Origin of the sequence: Pseudoalteromonas sp. OANN1, assembly GCF_024124685.1 — a bacterium.
Lineage (GTDB): Bacteria > Pseudomonadota > Gammaproteobacteria > Enterobacterales > Alteromonadaceae > Pseudoalteromonas > Pseudoalteromonas piscicida.
The window spans coordinates 1-23,650 of record NZ_JAMXSE010000011.1 but is presented as its reverse complement, the minus strand read 5'-3'; the positions used below and the strand labels follow the sequence as shown (position 1 = coordinate 23,650).

The 23,650-nt window shown below is 43.7% G+C and carries 18 protein-coding genes and 1 tRNA gene; all 19 read left to right on the top strand.

Going from position 1 to position 23,650, the window contains the following annotated elements; genetic code table 11:
* Positions 1-210: 210 nt before the first annotated feature.
* The 19 genes from NH462_RS11015 (at position 211) to NH462_RS10925 (ending at position 23,106) form a co-directional block, all read left to right on the top strand.
* Positions 211-287, top strand: a tRNA-Met gene (locus tag NH462_RS11015).
* Between the two features lie 270 nt (positions 288-557).
* Entirely contained in the window at positions 558-1,013 is a 456-nt protein-coding gene (gene rimP, locus NH462_RS11010; protein ID WP_010370818.1) for a ribosome maturation factor RimP, read from the top strand.
* Positions 1,014-1,052: 39 nt separating this feature from the next.
* Positions 1,053-2,552, top strand: a complete 1,500-nt coding sequence (gene nusA, locus NH462_RS11005) for a transcription termination factor NusA (RefSeq protein ID WP_010370820.1) — start codon at positions 1,053-1,055, stop codon at positions 2,550-2,552.
* Between the two features lie 25 nt (positions 2,553-2,577).
* Positions 2,578-5,265: a translation initiation factor IF-2 gene (infB, locus tag NH462_RS11000; RefSeq protein WP_253105705.1), complete on the top strand. Its 2,688-nt coding sequence runs from the start codon at positions 2,578-2,580 to the stop codon at positions 5,263-5,265.
* Positions 5,266-5,347: 82 nt separating this feature from the next.
* Positions 5,348-5,752, top strand: coding sequence for a 30S ribosome-binding factor RbfA (gene rbfA, locus NH462_RS10995; protein WP_010370823.1), 405 nt, complete (start codon positions 5,348-5,350; stop codon positions 5,750-5,752).
* Positions 5,752-6,699: a tRNA pseudouridine(55) synthase TruB gene (gene truB / locus NH462_RS10990; protein ID WP_253105704.1), complete on the top strand. Its 948-nt coding sequence runs from the start codon at positions 5,752-5,754 to the stop codon at positions 6,697-6,699. The genes rbfA and truB overlap by 1 nt, the downstream gene beginning before the upstream one ends.
* A 107-nt stretch (positions 6,700-6,806) precedes the next feature.
* The gene (gene rpsO, locus NH462_RS10985; RefSeq protein ID WP_010370825.1) at positions 6,807-7,076 is read left to right on the top strand and encodes a 30S ribosomal protein S15; all 270 of its coding nucleotides are present in this window, start codon (positions 6,807-6,809) and stop codon (positions 7,074-7,076) included.
* A 224-nt stretch (positions 7,077-7,300) separates the two neighbouring features.
* Positions 7,301-9,427 (top strand): polyribonucleotide nucleotidyltransferase, encoded by a 2,127-nt coding sequence (gene pnp / locus NH462_RS10980; protein ID WP_010370826.1) that lies wholly within the window; start codon positions 7,301-7,303, stop codon positions 9,425-9,427.
* Between the two features lie 409 nt (positions 9,428-9,836).
* Complete coding sequence (nlpI, locus tag NH462_RS10975; protein WP_253105703.1) at positions 9,837-10,724, top strand: lipoprotein NlpI; 888 nt, start codon at positions 9,837-9,839, stop codon at positions 10,722-10,724.
* Positions 10,702-11,829, top strand: a complete 1,128-nt coding sequence (locus NH462_RS10970) for a hypothetical protein (protein ID WP_253105702.1) — start codon at positions 10,702-10,704, stop codon at positions 11,827-11,829. The genes nlpI and NH462_RS10970 overlap by 23 nt, the downstream gene beginning before the upstream one ends.
* 203 nt (positions 11,830-12,032) lie before the next feature.
* On the top strand, positions 12,033-14,825 hold the full coding sequence (locus tag NH462_RS10965; protein WP_017217780.1) for a monovalent cation/H+ antiporter subunit A: 2,793 nt from the start codon (positions 12,033-12,035) through the stop codon (positions 14,823-14,825).
* Positions 14,825-15,166, top strand: a complete 342-nt coding sequence (locus NH462_RS10960; protein WP_010370832.1) for a Na+/H+ antiporter subunit C — start codon at positions 14,825-14,827, stop codon at positions 15,164-15,166. The genes NH462_RS10965 and NH462_RS10960 overlap by 1 nt, the downstream gene beginning before the upstream one ends.
* Positions 15,163-16,677 (top strand): monovalent cation/H+ antiporter subunit D, encoded by a 1,515-nt coding sequence (locus tag NH462_RS10955; protein WP_010370834.1) that lies wholly within the window; start codon positions 15,163-15,165, stop codon positions 16,675-16,677. The genes NH462_RS10960 and NH462_RS10955 overlap by 4 nt, the downstream gene beginning before the upstream one ends.
* Positions 16,678-17,214, top strand: a complete 537-nt coding sequence (locus NH462_RS10950) for a Na+/H+ antiporter subunit E (RefSeq protein ID WP_253105701.1) — start codon at positions 16,678-16,680, stop codon at positions 17,212-17,214.
* Complete coding sequence (locus NH462_RS10945; protein ID WP_010370838.1) at positions 17,208-17,477, top strand: K+/H+ antiporter subunit F; 270 nt, start codon at positions 17,208-17,210, stop codon at positions 17,475-17,477. Before NH462_RS10950 ends, NH462_RS10945 begins: the two co-directional genes overlap by 7 nt.
* Before the next feature lie 9 nt (positions 17,478-17,486).
* The gene (locus NH462_RS10940; protein ID WP_010370840.1) at positions 17,487-17,813 is read left to right on the top strand and encodes a Na+/H+ antiporter subunit G; all 327 of its coding nucleotides are present in this window, start codon (positions 17,487-17,489) and stop codon (positions 17,811-17,813) included.
* A 216-nt stretch (positions 17,814-18,029) separates the two neighbouring features.
* A complete protein-coding gene (locus tag NH462_RS10935; protein ID WP_253105700.1) occupies positions 18,030-20,144 on the top strand; it encodes a methyl-accepting chemotaxis protein in 2,115 nt (704 codons plus the stop codon).
* A 103-nt stretch (positions 20,145-20,247) separates the two neighbouring features.
* Entirely contained in the window at positions 20,248-22,170 is a 1,923-nt protein-coding gene (locus NH462_RS10930; protein ID WP_253105699.1) for a DNA topoisomerase III, read from the top strand.
* Positions 22,171-22,248: 78 nt separating this feature from the next.
* A complete protein-coding gene (locus NH462_RS10925; RefSeq protein ID WP_253105698.1) occupies positions 22,249-23,106 on the top strand; it encodes a tetratricopeptide repeat protein in 858 nt (285 codons plus the stop codon).
* Positions 23,107-23,650 lie beyond the last annotated feature (544 nt).

Sequence of the window (23,650 nt, the reverse complement as noted above, 5' to 3'; positions counted from 1 at the left end):
AAGCATGGGCAATACATCGCTCATTCAAACGACATTTTTAAGATGTCACTTCTTTGAAAAGTAGAAGTAAAACAATTTTATGTTTCGGTGTAGAATGGAGTTGCTCGATAGATGGTCGGGCGCTTGATTTTGTGAAGTGCCGAAGGTCGTCGGTTTAAATCCGATTACCACTTCTTTGAAAAGTAGAAGTAAAACAATTTTATGTGTTGGCGCGGGATGGAGCAGCCTGGTAGCTCGTCGGGCTCATAACCCGAAGGTCGTCGGTTCAAATCCGGCTCCCGCAACCAAGTTAAAGATTGAGTTCTTTGATTTCGCGCATTCCTTGTAATGCGCGTTTTGCGTTTAAGCATCGGCTTTTTTGTTTAAGTTGATGATTAATTTGGCTGAGATAGCTCGCAAACCAAGCACGGCCTTTGGCCACACAGTTTGTTATTCGTGTGACGCCCCGCTTGGTTCGGGGCGTTGTTGTATCTGGCGCAAGGTGTATTCTGAGCCCAAGATCAAGCAGCTATGATTTGGGGCTTTAGGCCCTTTTTTTGTTTGTATGGAGGAGTTCTGTGTCAAAACTCGAGCAAGATTTGACTGAAATGTTGGAGCCTGCAGTTGCTGCGTGTGGCTTTGAATTACTCGGTCTTGAGTTTGTGCAAGCTGGTCGTCATTCTACACTTCGTGTATATATCGATCATGAAAACGGCATTAATGTAGATGACTGTGCGGAAGTGAGTCGTCAAGTTAGTGCAATTTTAGATGTCGAAGACCCGATTACGAACGAATATAGTTTGGAAGTATCTTCTCCTGGTGTTGACAGACCATTATTCAAACAAGCTCACTATGAAGCAGCAGTGGGAGAGGAAGTACGTTTGCGTACTAAACTTCCGCAAGAAGGTCGCCGTAATTTTAAAGGCGACTTAGTAGCAGTTAATGGCGATATGATCACGTTAAAAGTTGACGCTCAGGATTTCATCTTGATGTTGAGCAACATTGAGCGTGCCAATATCATCGCAAAATTCTAACTTTGAGTGCGAAGGACAAGGGCAAGCGAGGCATTACCTATGGCAAAAGAAATATTGTTGGTGGCAGAAGCTGTTTCCAATGAAAAAGCGGTCCCAAGAGAAAAGATTTTTGAAGCATTAGAGTTCGCACTAGCGACAGCAACAAAAAAGAAGCATGGCGGTGAAATCGAAGTACGCGTTACTATCGACCGTAAAACGGGCGAGTACGATACTTTTCGTCGTTGGAAAGCGGTTGAACCACAAGAAGACGGTTCACTAGAGAATCCATATGCGGAAATCACGTTTGAAGCGGCGCAAGTTGATGAGCCTGACATTCAATTAGGTGATTACGTTGAAGAGCAGATCGAATCAATTAAATTTGACCGTATCACCACACAGATGGCGAAACAGGTAATCGTACAAAAAGTACGTGAAGCTGAGCGCGCATTAGTTGTTGATGCATATAAAGATCAAAAAGGCGAGCTAGTGACAGGTGTTGTTAAAAAAGCAACGCGTGACGCTATCGTTATCGACCTTGGTAACAATGCTGAAGCGGTAATTTACCGTGAAGACATGCTACCACGCGAAAGCTTCCGTCCGGGTGACCGTGTACGTGGCCTACTTTATGAAGTGAAGCCTGAAGCGCGTGGTGCACAGCTATTTGTTACGCGTTCTAAGCCTGAGATGTTGATGGAACTATTCCGCATTGAGGTTCCAGAAATTGGCGAAGAAATGATTGAGCTTAGAGGCGCTGCACGTGACCCTGGTTCTCGTGCTAAAATCGCTGTAAAATCAAACGACAAGCGTATTGACCCTGTAGGTGCATGTGTTGGTATGCGTGGCGCACGTGTACAAGCTGTGTCTTCAGAGCTTGGCGGTGAGCGTGTTGACATCGTACTTTACGATGATAACCCAGCACAGTTCGTGATCAACGCGATGGCACCGGCTGAAGTAGCTTCAATCGTAATGGATGAAGATACGCGCACGATGGAAATTGCAGTTGAAGCCGACAACCTAGCGCAAGCGATTGGTCGTAATGGTCAAAACGTACGTTTAGCTAGCCAACTTACTGGTTGGGAACTAAACGTAATGACAGTGGAAGAGATGGAGCGTAAGAGCTCGGAAGAATCAGATAAATTGGTTAATCTATTCACTGAAAATCTAGACATCGACGATGATTTTGCAACACTACTGATTAACGAAGGCTTCTCTTCACTTGAAGAAGTGGCTTATGTGCCAGTAGCTGAATTTTTAGAAATCGACGGTCTAGACGAAGAAACCGTTGAAGAGTTACGTAACCGTGCAAAAGATGCACTGACTACGAAAGCACTTCGCGATGAAGAAAGTCTAGAAAATGCAGAACCTGCAGAAGACCTACTAGCACTTGAAGGACTTGAGCGTCATACCGCTTTTGTTTTTGCTAGCAAAGGTATCGTTACACTTGAAGACCTTGCAGAGCAAGGTATTGATGACTTAGTTGAAATTTCTGAGTTATCAGAAGAGCAAGCTGGTGAGTTAATCATGGCTGCGCGTAACATTTGCTGGTTCAGCGAAGAGTAATTTATTAACGGAGGTAACATCACGTATGGCAGAAGTGAGCATTAACAAACTAGCCGAGAGTATTGGTACAACTGTTGATAAATTACTACAACAGTTAAAAGATGCAGGGATCACCAAAGCCGAGGGCGATCAAGTTACTGAATCCGAAAAGGCGACGTTGCTTGATCACCTAAGCAAGCAACACGGCGGCACTGGTTCAACCGGCCCTGAGCGTATGACTCTACAGCGTAAGAGTAAAAGCACGTTAAGTGTTAACTCATCTGGTAAAGCGAAGTCTGTATCTGTAGAAGTCCGTAAGAAGCGCACTTACGTTAAAAAGAGCGCAATCGAGCAGCAGAAAGAGCAAGAACGCTTAGCTGCAGAGGAAGCTGCGCGCAAAGAAGCAGAGTTAATGGCTCAGCAACAAGCAGAGCAACAGGCCAAAGTAGAAGCTGAGCGCAATGCGCGCGAAGAAGCGGAACGCAAGGCCGATGAGGAAGCCGAGCGCAAAGCTAAAGAAGAGGCGAAGCGACAAGCGGATGCTGAACGTCAAGCCAAAGATAAGCAGAGTAAAGAAGTGGATAGCGCGCAACAAATTAAAGAACGTCAAGAAGCTGAGCGTCTGCGTCAAGAAGCAGAAGCGGCAGCCCTGAAGAAGGCAGAAGAAGAAGCAAAACGTCAAGCGGAAGAAGCTCGTCGTCTAGCTGAAGAAAACGAAGCACGTTGGAAGGCGGAAGAAGAAGAGCGTCTTCGTCGTGAAGAAAATGCTGATCACCACCTAACAACTTCTACTTACGCTCGTGAAGCGGAAGATGAGTCTGATGCACGTGAAGAGAAAAGCGCACGTCGTAAGAAGAAGAGAAAGCCAAGTGCGAAAGAAGAAGCTGCAGAAGCGAATGCGAAGAAGCTGAAAGGCAAAAAAGGTCGCTTAAAAGCGCCAACTTCGTTACAGCACGGTTTCCAAAAGCCTGCGGCAGAAGTGAAACAAGAAGTACGTATCAGTGAAACAATCACTGTTGCAGAACTTGCTTCTCGTATGGCTGTTAAAGGCGCTGAAGTTGTTAAGACAATGATGAAGATGGGTGACATGGTTACGATTAACCAAGTTATCGATCAAGAAACTGCACAGCTAGTTGCTGAAGAAATGGGTCACAAAGTCATTCTAGTGAAAGAAAACGAGCTAGAAGAAAAAGTACTAAATGACCGCAGCGAAGATGGTTCTCTTGAGCCTCGTGCGCCAGTAGTAACAGTAATGGGTCACGTTGACCACGGTAAAACGTCAACACTTGACTACATTCGTAAAGCGAAAGTTGCAGACGGCGAGGCCGGCGGTATTACTCAGCATATCGGTGCATACCATGTTGAGACTGAAGGTGGCATGATCACTTTCCTAGATACTCCTGGACACGCGGCGTTTACGTCAATGCGTGCTCGTGGTGCGAAAGCAACCGATATCGTTGTACTTGTTGTTGCAGCGGACGACGGTGTAATGCCTCAGACGAAAGAAGCGGTACAACACGCGAAAGCGGCAGAAGTACCACTTATCGTTGCTGTGAACAAAATGGATAAAGAGGGCATTGACCCTGACCGCGTTAAGAATGAGCTTGCTCAACTAGACGTAATTCCAGAGGACTGGGGCGGTGAAACGCAGTTTGTTCATATCTCAGCGAAGACAGGTCTTGGTATTGATGAGCTATTAGAAGCAATCCTAATGCAATCTGAGCTATTAGAGCTACGAGCTTCTGAAGAAGGTATGGCATCTGGTGTGGTAATCGAATCTCGTCTTGATAAAGGTCGCGGTCCGATTGCTTCTGTACTTGTTCAATCAGGTACCTTAAATCAAGGTGATATCGTACTTTGTGGTCTTGAATATGGCCGTGTTCGTGCGATGAAAGACGAAAACGGTAAAGACATCAAAACCGCAGGTCCTTCAATTCCAGTAGAGATCTTAGGTCTTTCTGGCGTACCAGCAGCTGGTGATGAAGCGACAGTAGTTCGTGATGAGCGTAAAGCTCGTGAAGTGGCACTATACCGTCAAGGTAAGTTCCGCGAAGTGAAGCTTGCTCGTCAGCAGAAAGCGAAGCTTGAGAACATGTTCTCTAACATGACTGAAGGCGACGTATCTGAAGTGAACATCGTTCTGAAAGCAGACGTTCAAGGCTCTATCGAAGCAATCGCTGATTCATTGACTAAACTGTCTACAGATGAAGTGAAAGTGAAGATCGTCGGTTCAGGTGTTGGTGGTATCACAGAAACGGATGCAACGCTTGCAGCGGCTTCTAACGCTATCATCGTTGGCTTTAACGTACGTGCGGATGCTTCTGCTCGTAAAGTGATTGAAACTGAGAACCTAGACTTACGTTACTACAGCGTTATCTACGACCTAATCGAAGAAGTGAAACAAGCAATGACAGGTATGCTTGCACCAGAATTTAAGCAAGAGATCATTGGTCTTGCTGAGGTTCGTGACGTGTTCAAGTCACCTAAGATCGGCGCTGTTGCAGGTTGTATGGTAACTGAAGGTGTGGTTAAACGTAGCGCACCAATCCGTGTACTTCGTGATAACGTAGTTATCTACGAAGGTGAACTTGAGTCACTACGTCGCTTTAAAGATGACGTTGCTGAAGTTCGTAACGGTATGGAATGTGGTATCGGTGTTAAGAACTACAACGACGTTAAAGTCGGTGACCAAATCGAAGTATTTGAAACTGTACAGGTAGAGCGTACGCTTTAATTGTAAGTTATTAAAATACTTGAGATGGGGGCACTAGCCCCCATTTGTGATCTCATAGATTTTGAAATTTTAAGTGGTGAAAATGAGAGAATTTTCTCGTACAGATCGCGTAGCACAGCAAATTCAAAAAGAAATTGCAGTGATCCTACAGCGCGAAATTAAAGATCCAAGATTGGGTATGGTAACAGTGTCAGCTGTTGAGGTATCACGCGATCTTTCTTATGCAAAAGTATTTATTACTGTGCTGAATACCAGTGATGAAGACAAAACTAAGCAAAGTGCGGCTATTCTGAATGAAGCAACCGGTTATATTCGCTCGCTTCTTGGCAAGCGTATCCGTGCGCGTATCATGCCTGAGCTTAAATTTGTTATTGATAACTCCTTAATGGAAGGTATGCGTATTTCTAACTTGGTTGACTCTGTGATCAGAGAAGACAACGCAAAGCGTGGTCCTGAGTCTGGAGATAAAGACCAAGAGGAAGAGTAATGGCGCGTCGCACCAAAGGCCGTGCGATCGACGGCATTCTGTTATTAAATAAACCGCAAGGTATTTCTTCTAACAAAGCACTACAGCAAGCAAAGGGCATTTATTTCGCTCAAAAAGCAGGCCACACAGGTGCTTTGGATCCGCTGGCAACCGGTATGTTGCCAATTTGCTTTGGTGAAGCAACTAAGTTTACCCAGTTTTTGCTTGATACTGACAAAACCTACGTGGTGAGAGCGCAGCTGGGTGAGCGCACGACGACATCAGATTCTGATGGTGAAATTGTTGAAACGCGACCAGTAAATGTAACACTGGAGCAGCTAGAGCAGGAAATTGCCAGCTTCTTGGGGGAATCTGATCAGTACCCTTCGATGTATTCGGCGCTCAAATATCAGGGCCAACCGCTATACAAATATGCCCGCGAAGGGATCGAAGTACCGCGAAAATGCCGCAAGATTAATGTTTATCGTATTACGTTAGACGAATATGACGAGCAAACTCAACAAATTCAAATGACGGTGCATGTGTCAAAGGGCACTTATATTCGTACGATAGTTGATGATTTGGGGGAAAAGCTTGGCTGTGGTGCGCATGTTATTATGTTACACCGTAGTGAAGTTGGTCATTATCCTAGCGACAAAATGATTACCTTAGTCGAGCTAGAAGCGTTACTTGAGAAAGCAAAAGCGGAAGAAGTTGCGCCTTCGACTTATATCGATGAATTATTGTTGCCGATGGATACCGCTTTGGTCGACTTGAGCGTTGTTGATATTAGCGCTGAGCAAGGCGTCGCTTTTGGTCATGGGCAAACCGTTGCTGTCGAAAATTTACCAGACGGTATTGTTAAAGTGGTTGCTGATGGCAAGTTTGTTGGGATTGGCGAGCGTAATCCTCAAGGGTTATTGAAAGCAAAACGCGCGCTATCTTCCGCTCAGCCGGAATCACAATAAAATCTTCCTATGCAAGGGGAGTTTATGCTGGTATAATCCGCCAGCTTCCGCTTTGGCTGAATTAGTGATCGGCTGAAGCATTACTACACTTATTTTTTGGAGTTATTATGTCACTAAGCAATCAAGAAAAAGCAGAAATCGTAGCAAAGTTCGCACGCGCAGAAGGTGATACAGGTTCACCAGAAGTACAAGTTGCACTTCTAACTGCAGACATCAACAAGCTACAAGGTCACTTCGCTAACCACAAGCAAGATTTCCACTCACGTCGTGGTCTTCTACGTAAAGTTAGCCAACGTCGTAACCTTCTTGACTACCTAAAAGGCAAGAGCGTTGACCGTTATGCTGCACTAATCAAAGAGCTTGGCCTACGTCGCTAATATTTTTGATTTCTTGTTGGAAATTTATCCAACAGTAAAAAAGGGGCTAATTAGCCCCTTTTTTTGTGGCTGTTCTATCAGTATACTTACAGCCGTTTAAAAATACTTTTAAACAAGCGTCAATCGGATTTCCAATTGTAGTGCTTAAGTAAATTATGGTGAGTTTATTTAAGACTGTGATTGGTCCCCGTTGACGTTGAAAACAATTTAGTAAGGAAAATATTGTGCAAGCAATTATTAAAGAATTTCAACTAGGTCAACACACGGTGACTCTAGAGACAGGTGCTATCGCACGTCAAGCTGACGGCGCAGTACTTGCAAGCATTGGTGATACTTCGGTACTTGTTACTGTTGTAGGAAGAAGAGAAGCGGCTCCTGGCCAAGACTTTTTCCCACTAACGGTTAACTACCAAGAAAAAATGTACGCTGCGGGTCGTATCCCTGGTGGTTTCTTGAAGCGTGAAGGTCGTCCTTCAGACGGTGAAACACTAACTGCTCGTCTAATCGACCGTCCAATTCGTCCTTTATTCCCAGACGGCTTTGTAAACGAAGTTCAGGTTATCGCGACAGTGGTTTCTGTTAACCCTGAGATCCAACCTGATATCGTTGCTTTGATTGGTACTTCAGCAGCACTAGCTATCTCAGGTATTCCATTTAATGGCCCGCTAGGTGCAGCGCGCGTTGGTTTCATCGACGGTCAATATGTACTTAACCCTACGTTAAAAGAGCTAGAGACAAGTAAGCTTGACCTAGTTGTTGCTGGTACTGAAAATGCGGTACTAATGGTTGAATCAGAAGCTGAAGTGTTAACTGAAGAAGAAATGCTTGGCGCTGTTGTATACGGTCATGAGCAATCACAAGCTATCATCAAAGCAATCGAAGAATTCCGTGCTGAAGCTGGTAAAGCTGCATGGGATTGGACAGCACCTGAAAAAGATTTAACACTAGCTGAAAAAGTAGCTGCAATTGCAGAGCAAAAAGTAGGTGATGCTTACCGTATTACTGACAAAGTTGCACGTAAAGAAGCACTTTCTGAAGCAAAAGCAGAAGTCATTGAAAAGCTAGGCGCTGAAGTTGCTGAAGGCGAGTCACTAGACGAGCAAGTGGTAGGTAAAACATTCAGCTCACTTGAGAAGAAAATTGTACGTAGCCGTATCATTGCTGGCGAAAAACGTATCGACGGTCGTGAACCAGATATGGTTCGTGCGCTAGACGTGATGACGGGTGTACTGCCACGTACTCACGGTTCTGCAATCTTTACTCGTGGTGAAACTCAGGCACTCGTAACAGCAACCCTTGGTACTGAGCGTGACGCGCAGATGCTAGATGACCTAACTGGTACTCACAAGCATCACTTTATGCTTCACTATAACTTCCCTCCATTCTGTGTAGGTGAAACGGGTTTTGTAGGGTCTCCTAAGCGTCGTGAAATCGGCCACGGTAATCTAGCTAAGCGTGGTATTGCGGCAGTAATGCCAACACTGGCTGAATTCCCATATTCAGTACGTGTAGTATCTGAAATCACTGAATCAAACGGTTCATCTTCAATGGCATCAGTATGTGGTACTTCACTTGCGCTAATGAACGCTGGTGTTCCAGTTAAAGCATCAGTTGCAGGTATCGCGATGGGTCTAGTGAAGGAAGGCGAAGATTTCGTTGTTCTTTCTGACATTCTTGGTGACGAAGATCACTTAGGTGATATGGACTTCAAAGTAGCGGGTACAGCAAACGGTGTAACTGCACTACAAATGGATATCAAGATTGAAGGTATCACCAAAGAAATCATGCAGATCGCGCTTCGCCAAGCGAAAGCAGCGCGTCTTCACATCCTAGGTGTGATGGACCAAGCGATTTCTGCACCTTCTGAAGAGCTATCTGAGTTCGCTCCACGTATCTACACTATGAAGATCCCTGCGAAGAAGATTGCTGAAGTTATCGGTAAAGGTGGTGCAACAATTCGCCAGCTTACTGAAGAAACAGATACAACGATTGAAATTGAAGACGACGGTACTATCAAGATCGCTGCAACGAATGGCAATAGTGCACAAGCTGCTATTTCACGTATCGAAGCGCTTACAGCAGAGCTTGAAGTTGGTACGCTTTACACTGGTAAAGTTATCCGTATCGTGGACTTCGGTGCGTTTGTAAACGTACTTCCTGGTAAAGATGGCCTAGTGCACATCTCACAAATCAGTGAAGAGCGCGTAAATAACGTTTCAGATCACTTAACTGTTGGTCAAGAAGTTAAAGTTAAAGTACTTGAAGTTGATCGCCAAGGCCGTGTTCGCTTAAGTATCAAAGAAGCACAAGAGAAAAAGGCTGAGCAGCCTAAAGAAGAAGGCGCTGAGTAATCTTTGCAATGCTTTGCATAGAATAGAAGTGTAAAGGGGCTGAATAGCCCCTTTTTTTATGCTTTAATGCTGTTTGACTCAAAATGATGAAACAAAACTGAGTTTATCTGGTCAATAGAGAACTAGGCAAAGTTATAGTACATAACCTGAGCTGCGGATAATTAATGCCTTTCTAGCAGAAAGTTTTAGCGCTAACTGCGTTGAATTCACTTCCAATAGCCAGCTATTGGTGCGTAAATTCGCCTTGTTTTCCCTAAAACTCTCTGGCTAGACAAGGAGAAAACTAAGTTGTGCTTTAGCAACAATGAATTGGAACATTCCTTATCCAAACCTCAGGTTACATAATCAGATTGTTGGTATACCTGTGCAAAGACTCTAAACGGGCAAATGCCATTGAATGAGGAAGGAAATGAAGTTAGCGAAAATAGTTGTGCCATTAGTGCTAATGGGGCTGGTAGGATGTAAAAGCACGCAGCCAGAGGCCACTAAAAACATTGTAAATGTTCCGCTTGCAGTACCACTTCAAGCCAATTTCCGTAATGAGATTGCCATTGCTCGATTTAACGAGTTACTCTTGCAGCCAGATATGGCAAATGAGCAACGCGCGCAACTGCTATACAATCGCGGTATGTTGTACGATAGCATTGGCTTACAAACTCTTGCTCGCATTGACTTCAATCGTGCCGTACAAATTAAGCCGGATCTCGCCGAAGTATATAATTTCCTTGGTATTCATCAAACGTTAGAACAAAACTATGGCCGCGCATATGAAATGTTTGATGCCGTGCTTGAGCTTGACGAGCAACATGAATATGCCTATTTAAATCGTGGTATCGCATTGTATTACGGCGAGCGAGCCGATTTAGCTGTAAAAGATTTTGAAGCCTTTTTGGCGCGTGCTCCAAAAGATGCGTACCGAGCTATGTGGCTGTATATTGCTCAGCAGCAAGTAGACGATGCACTTGCTAAGCAGACATTGGCGGCAAATAGCCAAGCATTAGACCCTGACGAGTGGTCGTCTCAGTTAGTTGCACTATATTTGGGTACTTTATCTGAAGATGCATTTCTTGCGCAGATCTCTGAGGGCGTGAGCACCCAAGAAGAGTACGCGCAGCGTCTCTGTGAAGCCTATTTTTATCTGGCTAAGCGATATCAGACCCAAGGAGATTTAGCCTCTGCGATTAGCTATTTTAAGCTCGCACTGGCAACTAATGTATATGAGTTTGTAGAACATAAATACGCGCGTCTTGAGCTTGATTTACTTGCCCAGTTGAATGACGAACAAGACGCGAGCTAAACACCTTGTTATTTTCGTGCTTATAGGGCTGCTGTTTTCAAGCAGCCCTAATTATGCACACCTCTCTAGCGCACAAAAATCAGCACTTGTCGTCGCCAATCCAAATAGCTATTTTGCCATTGCACCGGCGCTTGAGGTGTTACCCTCACAAGCAAGTGCACAATTAGTAAAAGCCATTGCAGGCCTAAAGCAACCAAGTTGGGAGTTTGAACGGTTACAGCGCAGTTTGAGTGCTCAAGAGAAAAATAGCACTAAGCCGCTTTTACTTGATACTTGGTCCCGTTTAAATCGTCAGCAGCGCCAGCAAGTGTCCGAGCAGTTAGTATCACTTGGCCGATATCACTTGCTTTATGCGCTTTCAAAGCGCTACGCGTTAAACCCAGAACTCACTTCGTTGCTCGCGGTGTGGCAAGGAAAGTCTGTCACGACATTTTTGAATAACCCCTACTTAAGACAGTTTCACACTCTCTCAGAGCGTCAGCATTCAAGTGCGTCTTGTCGGTTTAATCTTGCATTAATCGCCGGTGATTTAGATGGTTTGCAGCGTTTACAAGTGCTTAAACATGCTTATGAGCAACAACCAGAGCCAGCCAAAGGCGTATATTGTTTATCTAAACCGATATATGCGGCGAATAAGCTCAGTTGTAAGAGGCGAAGGGGATTTGCAATGTGTGACTTACGACACGAGCAGGGCTTGTCGGAATACGATCATCTGGTGTTAATGGCAACGGAAGGACTTGCTAATGTCAGCGGCAAGCACATGACTTTAACCGCCACCAGCACCTACAATACGCTGGTACACGAGCTTATGCACTTTAGTGGTTTTGAAGATGAATACCCAGTACCAGCTAAAAAAGCAAAATGGCTTTGCGCGACTTCAGGGCAAAAGGCACCAAATCTTTACGTTGGTGACCACGCACCGAACAATTGGGTGCCGAGTCGCACCTGCGAGTTAGGTAAACTTTCCTCATATAAACCCTCGAATAGTCACTCTTTGCTCGAATATCAATCAATTAAGTTAGATGAAAATTACCGTAAAAGGTGGTTAGCAGTACTGAATTCAATACGTTTAGAAGATAAAATAGCGGTTAATTCGGCTGAATAGTTTTGAACTTATTCTGAATAGTTTGTTAAGGTTGGCTAAAATAGCATCAGCTAGAAAGTGAAACCCTAGACAACTCAAACACTAATCAAGTATAACAGGGTTCATGTACGTGTGGTTAATGTGTATCGATCGCTCCAACTTGGAAGGGGGATTGTCACATTAATCTAAACGAGCCATAACGACGCAAATAAAAGGTTTCATCTATGACTTTATTTTGGATACCCTTGCTATCCTTAATTGGCAGTTTTATCTCTGCATTTACGGGAAAGCTTTCTCGTAATCAGTCGACTGCTATAACCTTAGTAGCGCCAGCAGTGGCAATTTTACTTGCTGTTGATCTCGCCCCTGCCGTTTTCGCAGGAGAGACTATTCGGTACACATTTGAATGGGTCCCGCTTCTAGATATTAACATCGCGTTTAGACTGGATGGTCTTGCGTTACTGTTCGTTTTCATGATTTTGGGCATTGGTATGCTGGTTATCTTCTATGCCAGATACTACCTTAGCAGCAATGATTCCATGCCTAAACTTTATGCTTACTTAATGCTCTTTATGACCGCCATGCTTGGTATCGTTATGTCTAATAACGTATTACAGCTGTGGTTATTCTGGGAGCTTACCAGTATTAGTTCATTTTTACTTATTAGCTATTGGTGGCATAAATCAGAGGCTCGCAAAGGGGCGAAAATGGCACTTGCTATCACTGGCGGTGGCGGCTTAGCACTGCTTGCTGGCTTGATGTTGATAGGTGATATTGTTGGCAGTTATAACTTGGATGTGATTCTATCGAGTCGTGAGCTTATTCAATCCCATGCATTATATGAAGTGGCGTTAATCCTTGTGCTACTTGGCGCATTTACCAAGTCCGCGCAATTTCCATTCCATTTCTGGTTACCGCACGCGATGGCTGCACCAACGCCTGTAAGTGCGTACTTACACTCTGCGACTATGGTGAAAGCTGGAATATTCTTACTGGCGCGCTTTTATCCTGCGCTGGCGGGTACAGAGCTGTGGTTTATTCTCGTTGGCCTAACTGGCTTAGCGACGCTGCTCGTTGGCGCCTATATCGCGTTATTTAAACATGATCTAAAAGGTCTGCTGGCGTTTTCAACGATCAGTCATTTAGGCCTTATTACTTTATTACTTGGTCTGGATACTGAGCTTGCGACTGTCGCGGCGGTTTTCCATATTATTAACCACGCAACGTTTAAGGCTTCTTTATTCATGGCGACGGGGATTATCGACCATGAAACGGGTACTCGTGATATGCGTAAACTTAACGGTATGTGGCGTTTTATGCCCTATACCGCAACGCTTGCGATGGTTGCCGCTTCTGCGATGGCTGGGGTGCCGCTACTTAATGGTTTCTTGTCTAAAGAAATGTTCTTTGCCGAGACGCTACACCAGCAACTTCTGGGCTCTATGTCGTGGTTGATTCCAATTTTGGCGACAATCGCCGGTGCATTCTCTGTTGCGTATTCGGCGCGATTTATTCATGACGTATTCTTCAACGGAGATCCAATTGATTTACCTAAGGAGCCACATGAAGCGCCACGCTATATGCGTTTTCCAATCGAAATCTTGGTCGCTTTATGTTTGATAGTCGGCATGTTCCCTAACTTTATCGTTGATGGCATGTTAAAAACAGCATCAAGTGCGGTATTAGGGGAGGCAGCGCCAACCTTTGAGGTTGCTATTTGGCATGGCTTTAACTTACCACTGCTTATGAGTGGTCTTGCGGTATGTGGTGGTTTATTAATTTATACTCAGCGCAAATATCTATTCCAATTCCAAGCTTCATTACCGCCAATGAACGCTAAGAAAACGTTTGAACGCACTATGTACAACATAGTGTCTTGGAGTCGCGCGCGTGTAAACGCAATAGAAAATGGTTCGCTACAGCGTTATCTGATGCTGATGTTTATTGTTGTGCTGGTGAGTGCGGGCTGGCCATTGTTTGAAATGTCACAGTTAGTGGGTAATTTAGAGCCGACGCCAATTGACGTACATAACGGTATTGGTGCTGGTTTATTAATGATTGGAGCAATTGGCACGGTTATCTGGCATCGTACTCGTATGGTTGCACTGCTGATGATTTCGGTTGTTGGTCTCATGGTGTCGGTTGCCTTTACGCGCTTCTCAGCACCGGATCTGGCGCTTACTCAGTTAACGGTAGAAGTAGTAACCATTATTCTGTTAATGCTTGCGTTATTCTTCTTACCGCAAAGAACGCCGAAGGAGTCTAGTTCTATTCGCGTACTCCGTGATATGGGTATTGCTTCAGCAATTGGTGTGATCATTGGAAGTATCAGTTACGCCTTGATCACAAGACCGCTGGATAGTATTTCTGAGTTCTTTATTGCAAACGCCAAAGTTGGCGGTGGCGGGACGAATGTCGTTAACGTTATCTTAGTGGATTTCCGTGGTTTTGATACGCTAGGTGAAATTACCGTACTGGGTATTGCGGCGCTTGGGATTTATAAGTTACTGATTAACTTACCACTATTTATGCCTGGCAGTGACAGTGAAGGCAGACCTTGGGCAAAAGAAAGATATCCGCTACTGCTGGCAAGTATTTCACAAAGCTTATTGCCTTTGGCATTGCTGGTTTCGGTTTATATTTTCTTGCGCGGTCACAATCTACCAGGTGGTGGATTTATCGCAGGTCTAATCACGGCGATAGCCTTTATTTTACAATACATTGCTCATGGTTCGAATTGGATTGCAGAGCGCTTTGATGTCAACTACCGCAAGATTATCGCAACGGGTATCGCTATTTCTCTAGCAACCGGTGTGGGAAGTTGGTTCTTTGGCAAACCATTCTTAACCTCATGGTTTGATTATTTTGATATCCCACTGGTTGGTAAAACTGAGTTGGCAAGTGCCATCGCATTCGACCTTGGTGTTTATATCACCGTGGTAGGTGCAACGCTGATGATTTTGGCGAGCCTAGGTAAAGTAACGGCAAATGCGCCCAAAGAAGAGGTGAATATTTAATGGAATTGCTTTATGCATCGTGCGTAGGCTTGCTAGTAGCCTGTGGCGTATTTTTGATTCTACGAGCAAGAACATTCCCTGTTGTTCTTGGTTTAACTATGTTGTCTTATGCGGTCAACTTGTTTTTGTTCGCATCGGGTAGATTGACCTTAAACAAAGCTGCAGTGCTTGGTTATAGCAGTGAGTATGCAGATCCACTGCCGCAAGCCTTGGTATTGACGGCAATTGTTATCGGGTTCGCGATGACGGCATTTGTCGTGATCTTAGCTATTCGCGGTCGTTCTGATTTGGGTAATGACCATGTAAATGGCATTGTTCCTGACAAAAAGGGTAAAGCATGATCCAACATTTGACTTCTTTACCTATTTTATTACCCATGTTGGCAGGTGTGATCCTGCTGATGCCACCGTGTGGTAAAAACTTAGCGATTAGGCGTAAAGTTTCAGTACTTATGTCGCTGATTACGTTTGCAGTTTGTGCCTCACTTTTACTACATGTTCAGCAGTCTGGCATTCAGGTTTATGCGATTGGTAACTGGCAAGCACCGTTTGGTATTGTGTTAGTTGCTGATCAACTTTCGACTCTGTTAGTCAGCTTAACCGCGTTGTTGTGTTTTGTGTGTTCGCTGTATAGCTGTGCCGGAGACGACGAACGAGGAAGTTTCTTCCATCCGTTACTGCACTTTTTGGTGATGGGGGTAAACGGCGCCTTCTTAACTGGTGACGCGTTCAACTTATTTGTATTCTTTGAGATTTTGTTGATAGCGTCTTATGCACTACTAATGCATGGTGGTGATAAGCACAATACCCGTGCTTCACTGCAATACGTGATCCTAAATCTAGTAGGTTCGTCGGTATTTTTGATTGCATTAGGTATCTTGTACGGTGTGCTTGGTACTTTGAACATGGCGGATATGGCATATAAGATCACTTTCTTACAAGGAGATGATGTTTATCTTGCTAAGATTGGCGGCTTATTGTTATTGGTTGTATTTGCGCTAAAAGGCGCCTTGCTACCGCTTCATCTATGGCTGCCAAACACCTATGCAACCGCGTTGCCTGTTGTTGCCGCTTTATTTGCAATCATGACTAAAGTGGGTGTGTATTCCATGATGCGCGTGTATACACTGATTTTTGGCGATCAAGCTGGTGAATTAAGTCATATGGCACAAGAGTGGCTATGGTGGCTCGCTCTGGCGACTATCGTCATGGGTGGAATTGGCGTGCTTGCTAGTCAAGACTTACGTAAGCTGTCTGCAAATTTAGTGGTGGTGTCGGTTGGTACCCTAGTGGCATTAGTCGCCGTACAAACTGTAAATAGTAGTGCTGCAGCCATTTACTATTTAGTGCACTCGACGTTAGTGTCTGCTGCATTGTTCTTACTCGCTGATTTAGTGGGGAAACAAAGGGGTAAAGTTGCCGACAGGATCACCGCAGGTCGCCCAGTAGTACAACCCATGTTACTTGGTATCATGTTTGCGATAGCGGCAATCACTGTGATTGGTATGCCACCGTTATCAGGCTTTATTGGCAAAGTATGGATCTTAAAGTCGACCATCGAGTCTAGTCACACATATTGGTTTTGGGCGGTGTATTTGTTAGTAAGCTTAGCGGTATTAGTCAGTGTCTCAAAAGCAGGTAGCACTGTGTTTTGGCATCATACGGGTAAGGTCGATACGCAATCGGCAGAAAAAGCGCATCCAGCCCAAATTATCGCAATTCTTACCTTGATAACTTGTGCACCGTTAATGGTGATTTTTGCCGGTCCATTGACTGATTACGCATTGTCGGCAGCCGACTCTTTGCACGACTTTTCGAGCATGACGAATGCAGTGTTAAAAGGAGCGAAATAGATGCGTTTAGAAGCAAGGTTTAAATGGCTACCAACTCCATTTCGCAGTCTACTGCTGTTTACCGTATGGTTATTGATGAATAATAGTGTTTCAGCTGGGCATATTATTCTCGCGACTATTCTAGCGATTGTGATCCCGCTTATTACCTATAGGTTTAGAACTAAGCAACCACTGATCATTAAGCCATGGTGTGCGTTTACTCATTTGCTGTTGGTGCTTTACGATATCATTACTGCCAATGTTGAGGTCGCGATAAAGATCTTAGGGCCAACGAAGAAATTACGCCCTGGTTTCGTGTTGGTGCCGCTCGATATAGATCAAGCTATGCCAATTACTATTTTAGCCAGCACGGTATCTTTAACTCCTGGCACCGTAAGTGCTGAGGTATACCCTTGGCCAGAGTCTGTAAAAAGTGGCGAAAAACCAGAACGTAAATACTTACTGATCCATGTGTTAGATCTTACGGATGAGCAAGCATTGATTGATACGGTTAAATCTCGTTATGAAGCGCCATTGAAGGAGATTTTTGAATGCTAGAAACTGTAATTCTTATTGTCTTTGCGATGATAGGTGTATCACTTTTGCTAAATCTTTGGCGTTTGGTTGTTGGACCTTCAATTCCAGATAGAATTTTAGCGCTCGATACCATGTACATAAATACCATTGCGCTTATTATTCTATATGGAATGAGTATGGGGACGGCATTGTACTTTGAAGCCGCATTACTAATAGCAATGCTTGGTTTTGTAAGTACGGTTGCAGTATGTAAGTATTTGCTACGCGGCGACATCATAGAATAGGAGAGCGATATGTCAGAATGGATAATTTCTATTTTATTACTGTTAGGTGGTGCATTTGTATTGATAGGCTCTATTGGTCTTGTGAAAATGCCTGACTTTTTTATGCGTCTCCATGGTCCTACAAAAGCTACAACGCTTGGAATGGCGTGCTTATTGACCTCGGCAATGGTGTATTTCAGTACCACGACTGATGGCGTGAGTGTAAAAGAAATCTTGATTTCAATATTTTTGTTGCTCACCGCCCCCATCTCTGGATATATGCTGATTAAGTCAGCAATACATCACCGTTTGCCAAGTAATGAAAAGACGACTGGCAAAGACAAGATAAAAAAATAGTGCTTCGGCGCTATTTTTTTATCCACCACTTTATAATTTATTCCTCAAAATACTTCGCTTAAGTATCATAAATTTCAGTACGTTATTAAATTTTTTGCTACAGTTAAAAAAGACTTCATAGTCGCCGATAAAAATAGGGGTCACTCGTTTTATCAAGTTGATGATGAACGTGCAGTGCAATTTGTTTGCATACTAAGTCTAAAAACTGGGAATGTTATGAAACAAGCTTCGATTAAAAACAAACTCTTATTCTTTGTAACAGCATTAGTAACGAGTTTGGTTGTTATATTAGTGACAACAATGTGGTTTCACCTTGCAGCAGAAAATACCAAGCAAAGTGAAGGGGTCCAACAAGCGATTTATGATGAAATATCCCAAGGTCTTATCGCTAAAGGCAATCAATATGGGCAACGTGTGGCTGGCTTTATCAATGAAGCCTATCGTGTTCCTTACACTTTGGCGGGTGTGCTATCGCATACCGCCGAGCAGGATCCTCTGAGCCGTGAACAAGTGCAAGAAATTGTCAATGGTGCGCTAAAGCAAAATCGCTTTGTGTCTTCTATGTATGCACAGTTTGAACCGAATGGTTACGATGGCAATGATGCCAGTAATCAAGGTGGTTCGAGTCACTCTGTGCCGGGCGCTGGTACCTTAGAGCTCTACTTCACTCAAGAAGCTGATGGTCCGATGCAACAAAAAGTTGAGTCGGCAGAAGAAAAATATGCCGATGCAATCAATGAATTTGGCCTACGAGAAGCCGAGTGGTATCTGTGCGCAAAAGATAAAATAGCGCCTTGCATCATGGAACCCTATTTATATGAAATTTCTCCGGGCAACAAAATGCTGATGACCTCATTGACCACACCAGTCGTGGTCAATCGTCAATTTAGAGGCTTAGTGGGCGTGGATGTAAACTTACCTATTTTCCAAACCATGGTCGACGAGCTCTCAAACTCGCTTTACTCAGGAGCCGCTAAGGTAACCTTGTTAAGTGAGTTGGGTCTTGTTGTGGGTTCTAGTCACTATAAGAATTTAGCACGCCCACTTGCAGAGTCGACAAAGTCAGATAGGGCTGAGGTGTTAAAATCGCTGCACACAGGTTCTGGGATTAAAGAGCTTGATGAAGATTTAGTCGTAGCAGTACCTATCAACATAGCGTTACCAAACACCACTTGGTCTCTGGTAATAGAACTACCTAAGGCAATTGCACTTAGTTCTGCTACAACGCTGCAAAGTCAGCTGGAGGAGTCGACAAACTCCGTTGGTCGCTGGATGCTTATTATAGGTATTGTTATTGCTGTTATTGGCATTGCCATTGCGGTGGTATTAGTGAACACAATTATCGGTCCGCTTACGCATATTCAGGAACGAGTCGAGAACTTAGCTTCTAGCGAAGGCGATTTAACGCATGAGCTAGAAGTGAGCCATCATGCTGAGTTGATTGCCTTGGCACATGGCTTTAACCGCTTTACTGATAAACTACGAAAAATGATTGATGACCTCAAAGGTCTTGCTGAATCTTCCTATGAGCAGTCGCATCGAACAACAGAAGCTGCGATTAACATCAAAAACAAAGTCGCTAATCAGCATCTAGAGATAGACAGCGTAGTTACTGCAATTAACGAACTCAGTGCGACCGCTTCAGAGGTGGCTCGGGCGTCTGAAAAAGCGGCTGCAAGTACGAATCAGGCCGCTGATCAAGTTCAGCAAAGCGAACAAAGCATCATTAAAACAACTGAAACGGTGCAATCAATGGCGGATCAAGTCATTGATGCAAAACAAGCGGTCGTGAAGGTATCTGAGCGCAGTGATGATATTTCCAAAATACTAGAAGTGATCAGAGCCATTGCAGAGCAAACTAATTTACTGGCCTTAAACGCGGCAATTGAAGCTGCACGGGCGGGGGAACAAGGTCGAGGTTTTGCGGTTGTTGCAGACGAAGTTCGAGCTTTGGCGTCAAAAACACAGGCCTCAACGGACGACATTAGTAAACTAATTGATAACTTACAGAGCGAGGTCGCGAACTCAGGTCGGATCATTGAGAGCTCTGTGCAGTTAGGTGAAGATGCAGTGAGTTATTGCCAAGAATCGGCTAGGTTAATGAGTACCCTAGTTGCTGAGCTGACAAGCATTTCTAATGAAGTAACACAAATTGCAACGGCTGCGGAAGAGCAAAGCATGGTTACCGAAGAAATTAATACGAATACGACGGGCATTTCAGACGCCGCTGCTGAGCTTTCGAAGTTTGCAGATGAAGTAGAGCAAGCGGCCAGTTCAATGACGCTGATAGTCGAACAAAAACACAAGCAACTTAATTTATTAAGAACGTAAGTTTGTTGGTTTGCAAAGAGACTGGAGACAGTCTCTTTGCAGCTATGGCGTTTTTCATCAAAATTCACTATGATAACTGTATTTATATACAGTTAAGCCAATCATGAAACTCTATATCGCAGAAAAACCCTCTTTAGGTCGAGCAATCGCCGATGTCTTACCAAAACCACATAAAAAACAAGATGGTTATATAGAAGTCGCGAATGGTGATGTGGTTTCTTGGTGTATAGGCCACTTGTTGGAACAAGCAGAACCTGAAGACTACGATGCCAAATACAAAAAATGGCAGTTTCATGATCTACCAATCGTGCCTACTCAATGGCAGTTCAAAGCAAAGCCAAAAACAAAAAAGCAGCTTAGCACTTTAAAAAAGTTACTCACAAAAGCCGATGAAATCTACCATGCTGGAGATCCAGATAGAGAAGGGCAATTGCTCGTGGATGAAGTATTTCAATTCGTAAATTTGCCAGACCGGAAAAGAGCAACGATCCGACGCTTGTTGATCAGTGATTTGAATCCACAAGCTGTGAAAAAGGCATTGGCTTCGACACGTTCTAATCAAGAGTTTGTTCCTTTAAGTGTATCTGCACTTGCAAGAGCTAGAGCGGATTGGTTATTTGGTATGAATTTAACCAGAGCGTTTACGTTGGCTGGGCAAAAAGCGGGAGTGAATGCCGTTTTGTCGGTTGGCAGAGTGCAAACACCGGTACTTGGTTTGGTTGTTAGGAGAGATTTAGAAATAGAGAACTTTGTATCGAAACCATTTTATGAGGTGATTGCACATATCAATAAACCAAATTGGGGAGTCTTTGAAGCTAAGTGGGTACCAAGTGAAGCATGTAAGCCTTATATGGACGAAGATGGGCGTGTTCTGGTTAAAGCCTTAGCTGAAAATGTTGCGGATAGGATCAGTCAAAAGCAAGCAACAATAAATAAAGTTGAAACGAAACCAAAAAAGATAAATCCGCCGTTACCTTATAACCTTTCTTCTTTGCAGATTGACGCAAATAAGCGCTACGGTTTATCGGCTCAGCAAGTGTTGGATATTTGTCAGGCACTTTATGAGAAACATAAACTGATCACTTACCCTAGATCAGATAACCGTTATCTACCACAAGAACATTTTGTTGAAAGAGAGCAAGTCATTGCGGCTGCCGAGCACAATCAGGGAATAGAAAGTAAGTATATTAAGTTAGCTGATATGAACCTAAAAGGAGCGTGTTGGAATGATAAAAAGGTAGAAGCGCATCACGCTATCATTCCAACCACTAAAAAGCTCCGCAGTGCTCAGCTTGGGCATAGAGAGTTACAGGTCTATCAACTCATCTCTGTACAATACCTTGCGCAATTCTTTCACCCCTACCGCTACAACGAAACTAAAGTGGAGTTGGAGATTAGTGGTGGTCAATTCAAAGCACAAGCGAAGCAAATCACAGAGCAAGGGTTCAAGATACTGTTTAAAGGTCATGAGGTAGAAAAAGAAAGCCTATTGCCGGAGTTACAGGTAGGAGAGCAACTTTTATGCGAGAAAGGTGAAGTTAAAGAAAAACAAACTCAGCCGCCAAAGCATTACACTGAAGCGACCTTATTAGGTGCAATGACAGGTATTGCACGGTTTGTTTCCGATCAATCTATCAAAAAGGTATTGAAAGACACTGACGGGCTTGGCACTGAGGCGACGCGGGCCGGAATTATTGAGCTTTTGTTTAGACGGCAGTTTCTTAGGCGAGAAGGTAAGACGATATATTCTACGGCGCTGGGAAAAGCATTTATTCAAACCCTACCTGAGTCACTTTCATTACCAGACAGAACTGCGCTCTGGGAGTCATTGCTTGGAAAGATCGCCAATAAGGAAACGTCGTATAATCAATTTATGCAACCGCTTTGTGATGAGTTAGGTGGATTTATTGACAGCGCTCAGTCTATCAATACGAATGCACTGAAAGGCGTCCCTGTACCTGCATTTAAAAAACGCGGGGCAAGAAAGGGGAAATTTACTCGAAAGAGAAAGCCAAGCTCTGCATAATTGTTTTCTTGGCTTGGTTGTAAATTCAGATAGTGTCACTATATCAACCATATTAATTACTCAGACAGAAAATAGAATATGAGCAATAAAATCCAACTAACCCCTGAAAACATTCAGCAAGTAATAACCGACCCAAATCCAGAGAAAGTGTTATTACTAACCTTTTATAGCAATCAAAACCCTGAATGTGTTCAGCAAGACCAAATATTGGAGGGGATCGCGGCTGCTTATAGTGAGCACATAACCATAGGTGTTATCGACTGTGATGTCCAACAAGCTCTGGCATCTCAACTCGCTCAGCAAATTGGTTTACAAGCTTTGCCAACGATTGTGATTTTAAAAGGTGGTGCGCCAGTAGATATGCTGGCAGGGGCAAAAACAGAAGAAGAAATTAAAGAAGCTTTGTCTGAGCATTTACCATCACCTGAAGTTATTTTACTTGATCAAGCGAAGCAATTCCTTGCAAGCGGCGAGCTAAATAATGCCTTTAGTTATGCGAAGAAGGCATACGACATTGACAGTAGTAACACTCGGGTTAAGTTGGTGTTTGCGGATATCTGTATGCAAATTCAAAAATTTGATGAAGCTCAAGCGTTGTTAGATTCTGTAAATGAAGAACAGCGAGACCCGTATTATCACAATTTAGTCGCTAAATTGGCGCAAGCCGCGGCTGCACAAGATTCGCCAGAGGTAAAGCGTCTAGAGCTAGCGGTGGAAGCTGAGCCTGATTCATTAGACTTACGTTGTCAGTTAGCTCAAGCTCAGTTAGATGTGGGTAAAAAAGAGGACGCATTAGCTAGCCTACTTATGGTGCTTAAGAAAGATATGAACTACGGTGAAGCCAAAAAGGGATTTTTAGATATTATTGCTTCGCTTCCTGATGGCGATAGTGTTGCTTCAGCATATCGACGAAAGCTATATAGTCTTCTTTACTAAAAGAATAGATCGTTGAATACCAAGATACAGGTGAAAATTTCTTCAACTGTATCTTGCATCCTCCCAAATTTGATCAATACTTATGATCCTTTCGCGAAAACTGGTGACAGTTTTATGAAGAAAATGTTGCATTAATGTGGTTTTTAAGTGGTTTTGTGTGTTTTCTGTTCGAACAAACCGTTTTTATAAGTTTTAATGAAAAAAGGGGTTGCACTAAAATCGGATATCCCTATAATGCGCTTCCACCGACACGGGGAGCAACGCTGAAAAGTAATAAGTCAACTAGTTGGTAGTCGAGTAAAACTTAGCTTTGAGAGCTTGGAAGAAAACTTCTAAAGAAATTCAAAATTAAGTGTTGACAAAAAATCGGGAATGCTTAGAATGCACACCCCTCGAAACAACGAAATGTTTCGAAACGTTCTTTAAAAATATGAAGCAATCATCTGTGTGGGCACTCGTACAGATTGAGTTCTAACAGCAGATTCTAGTTCGCTAGATGACGCAAACAAATTTAGAGTCTCAATTGTAACTGAGTGACTATATA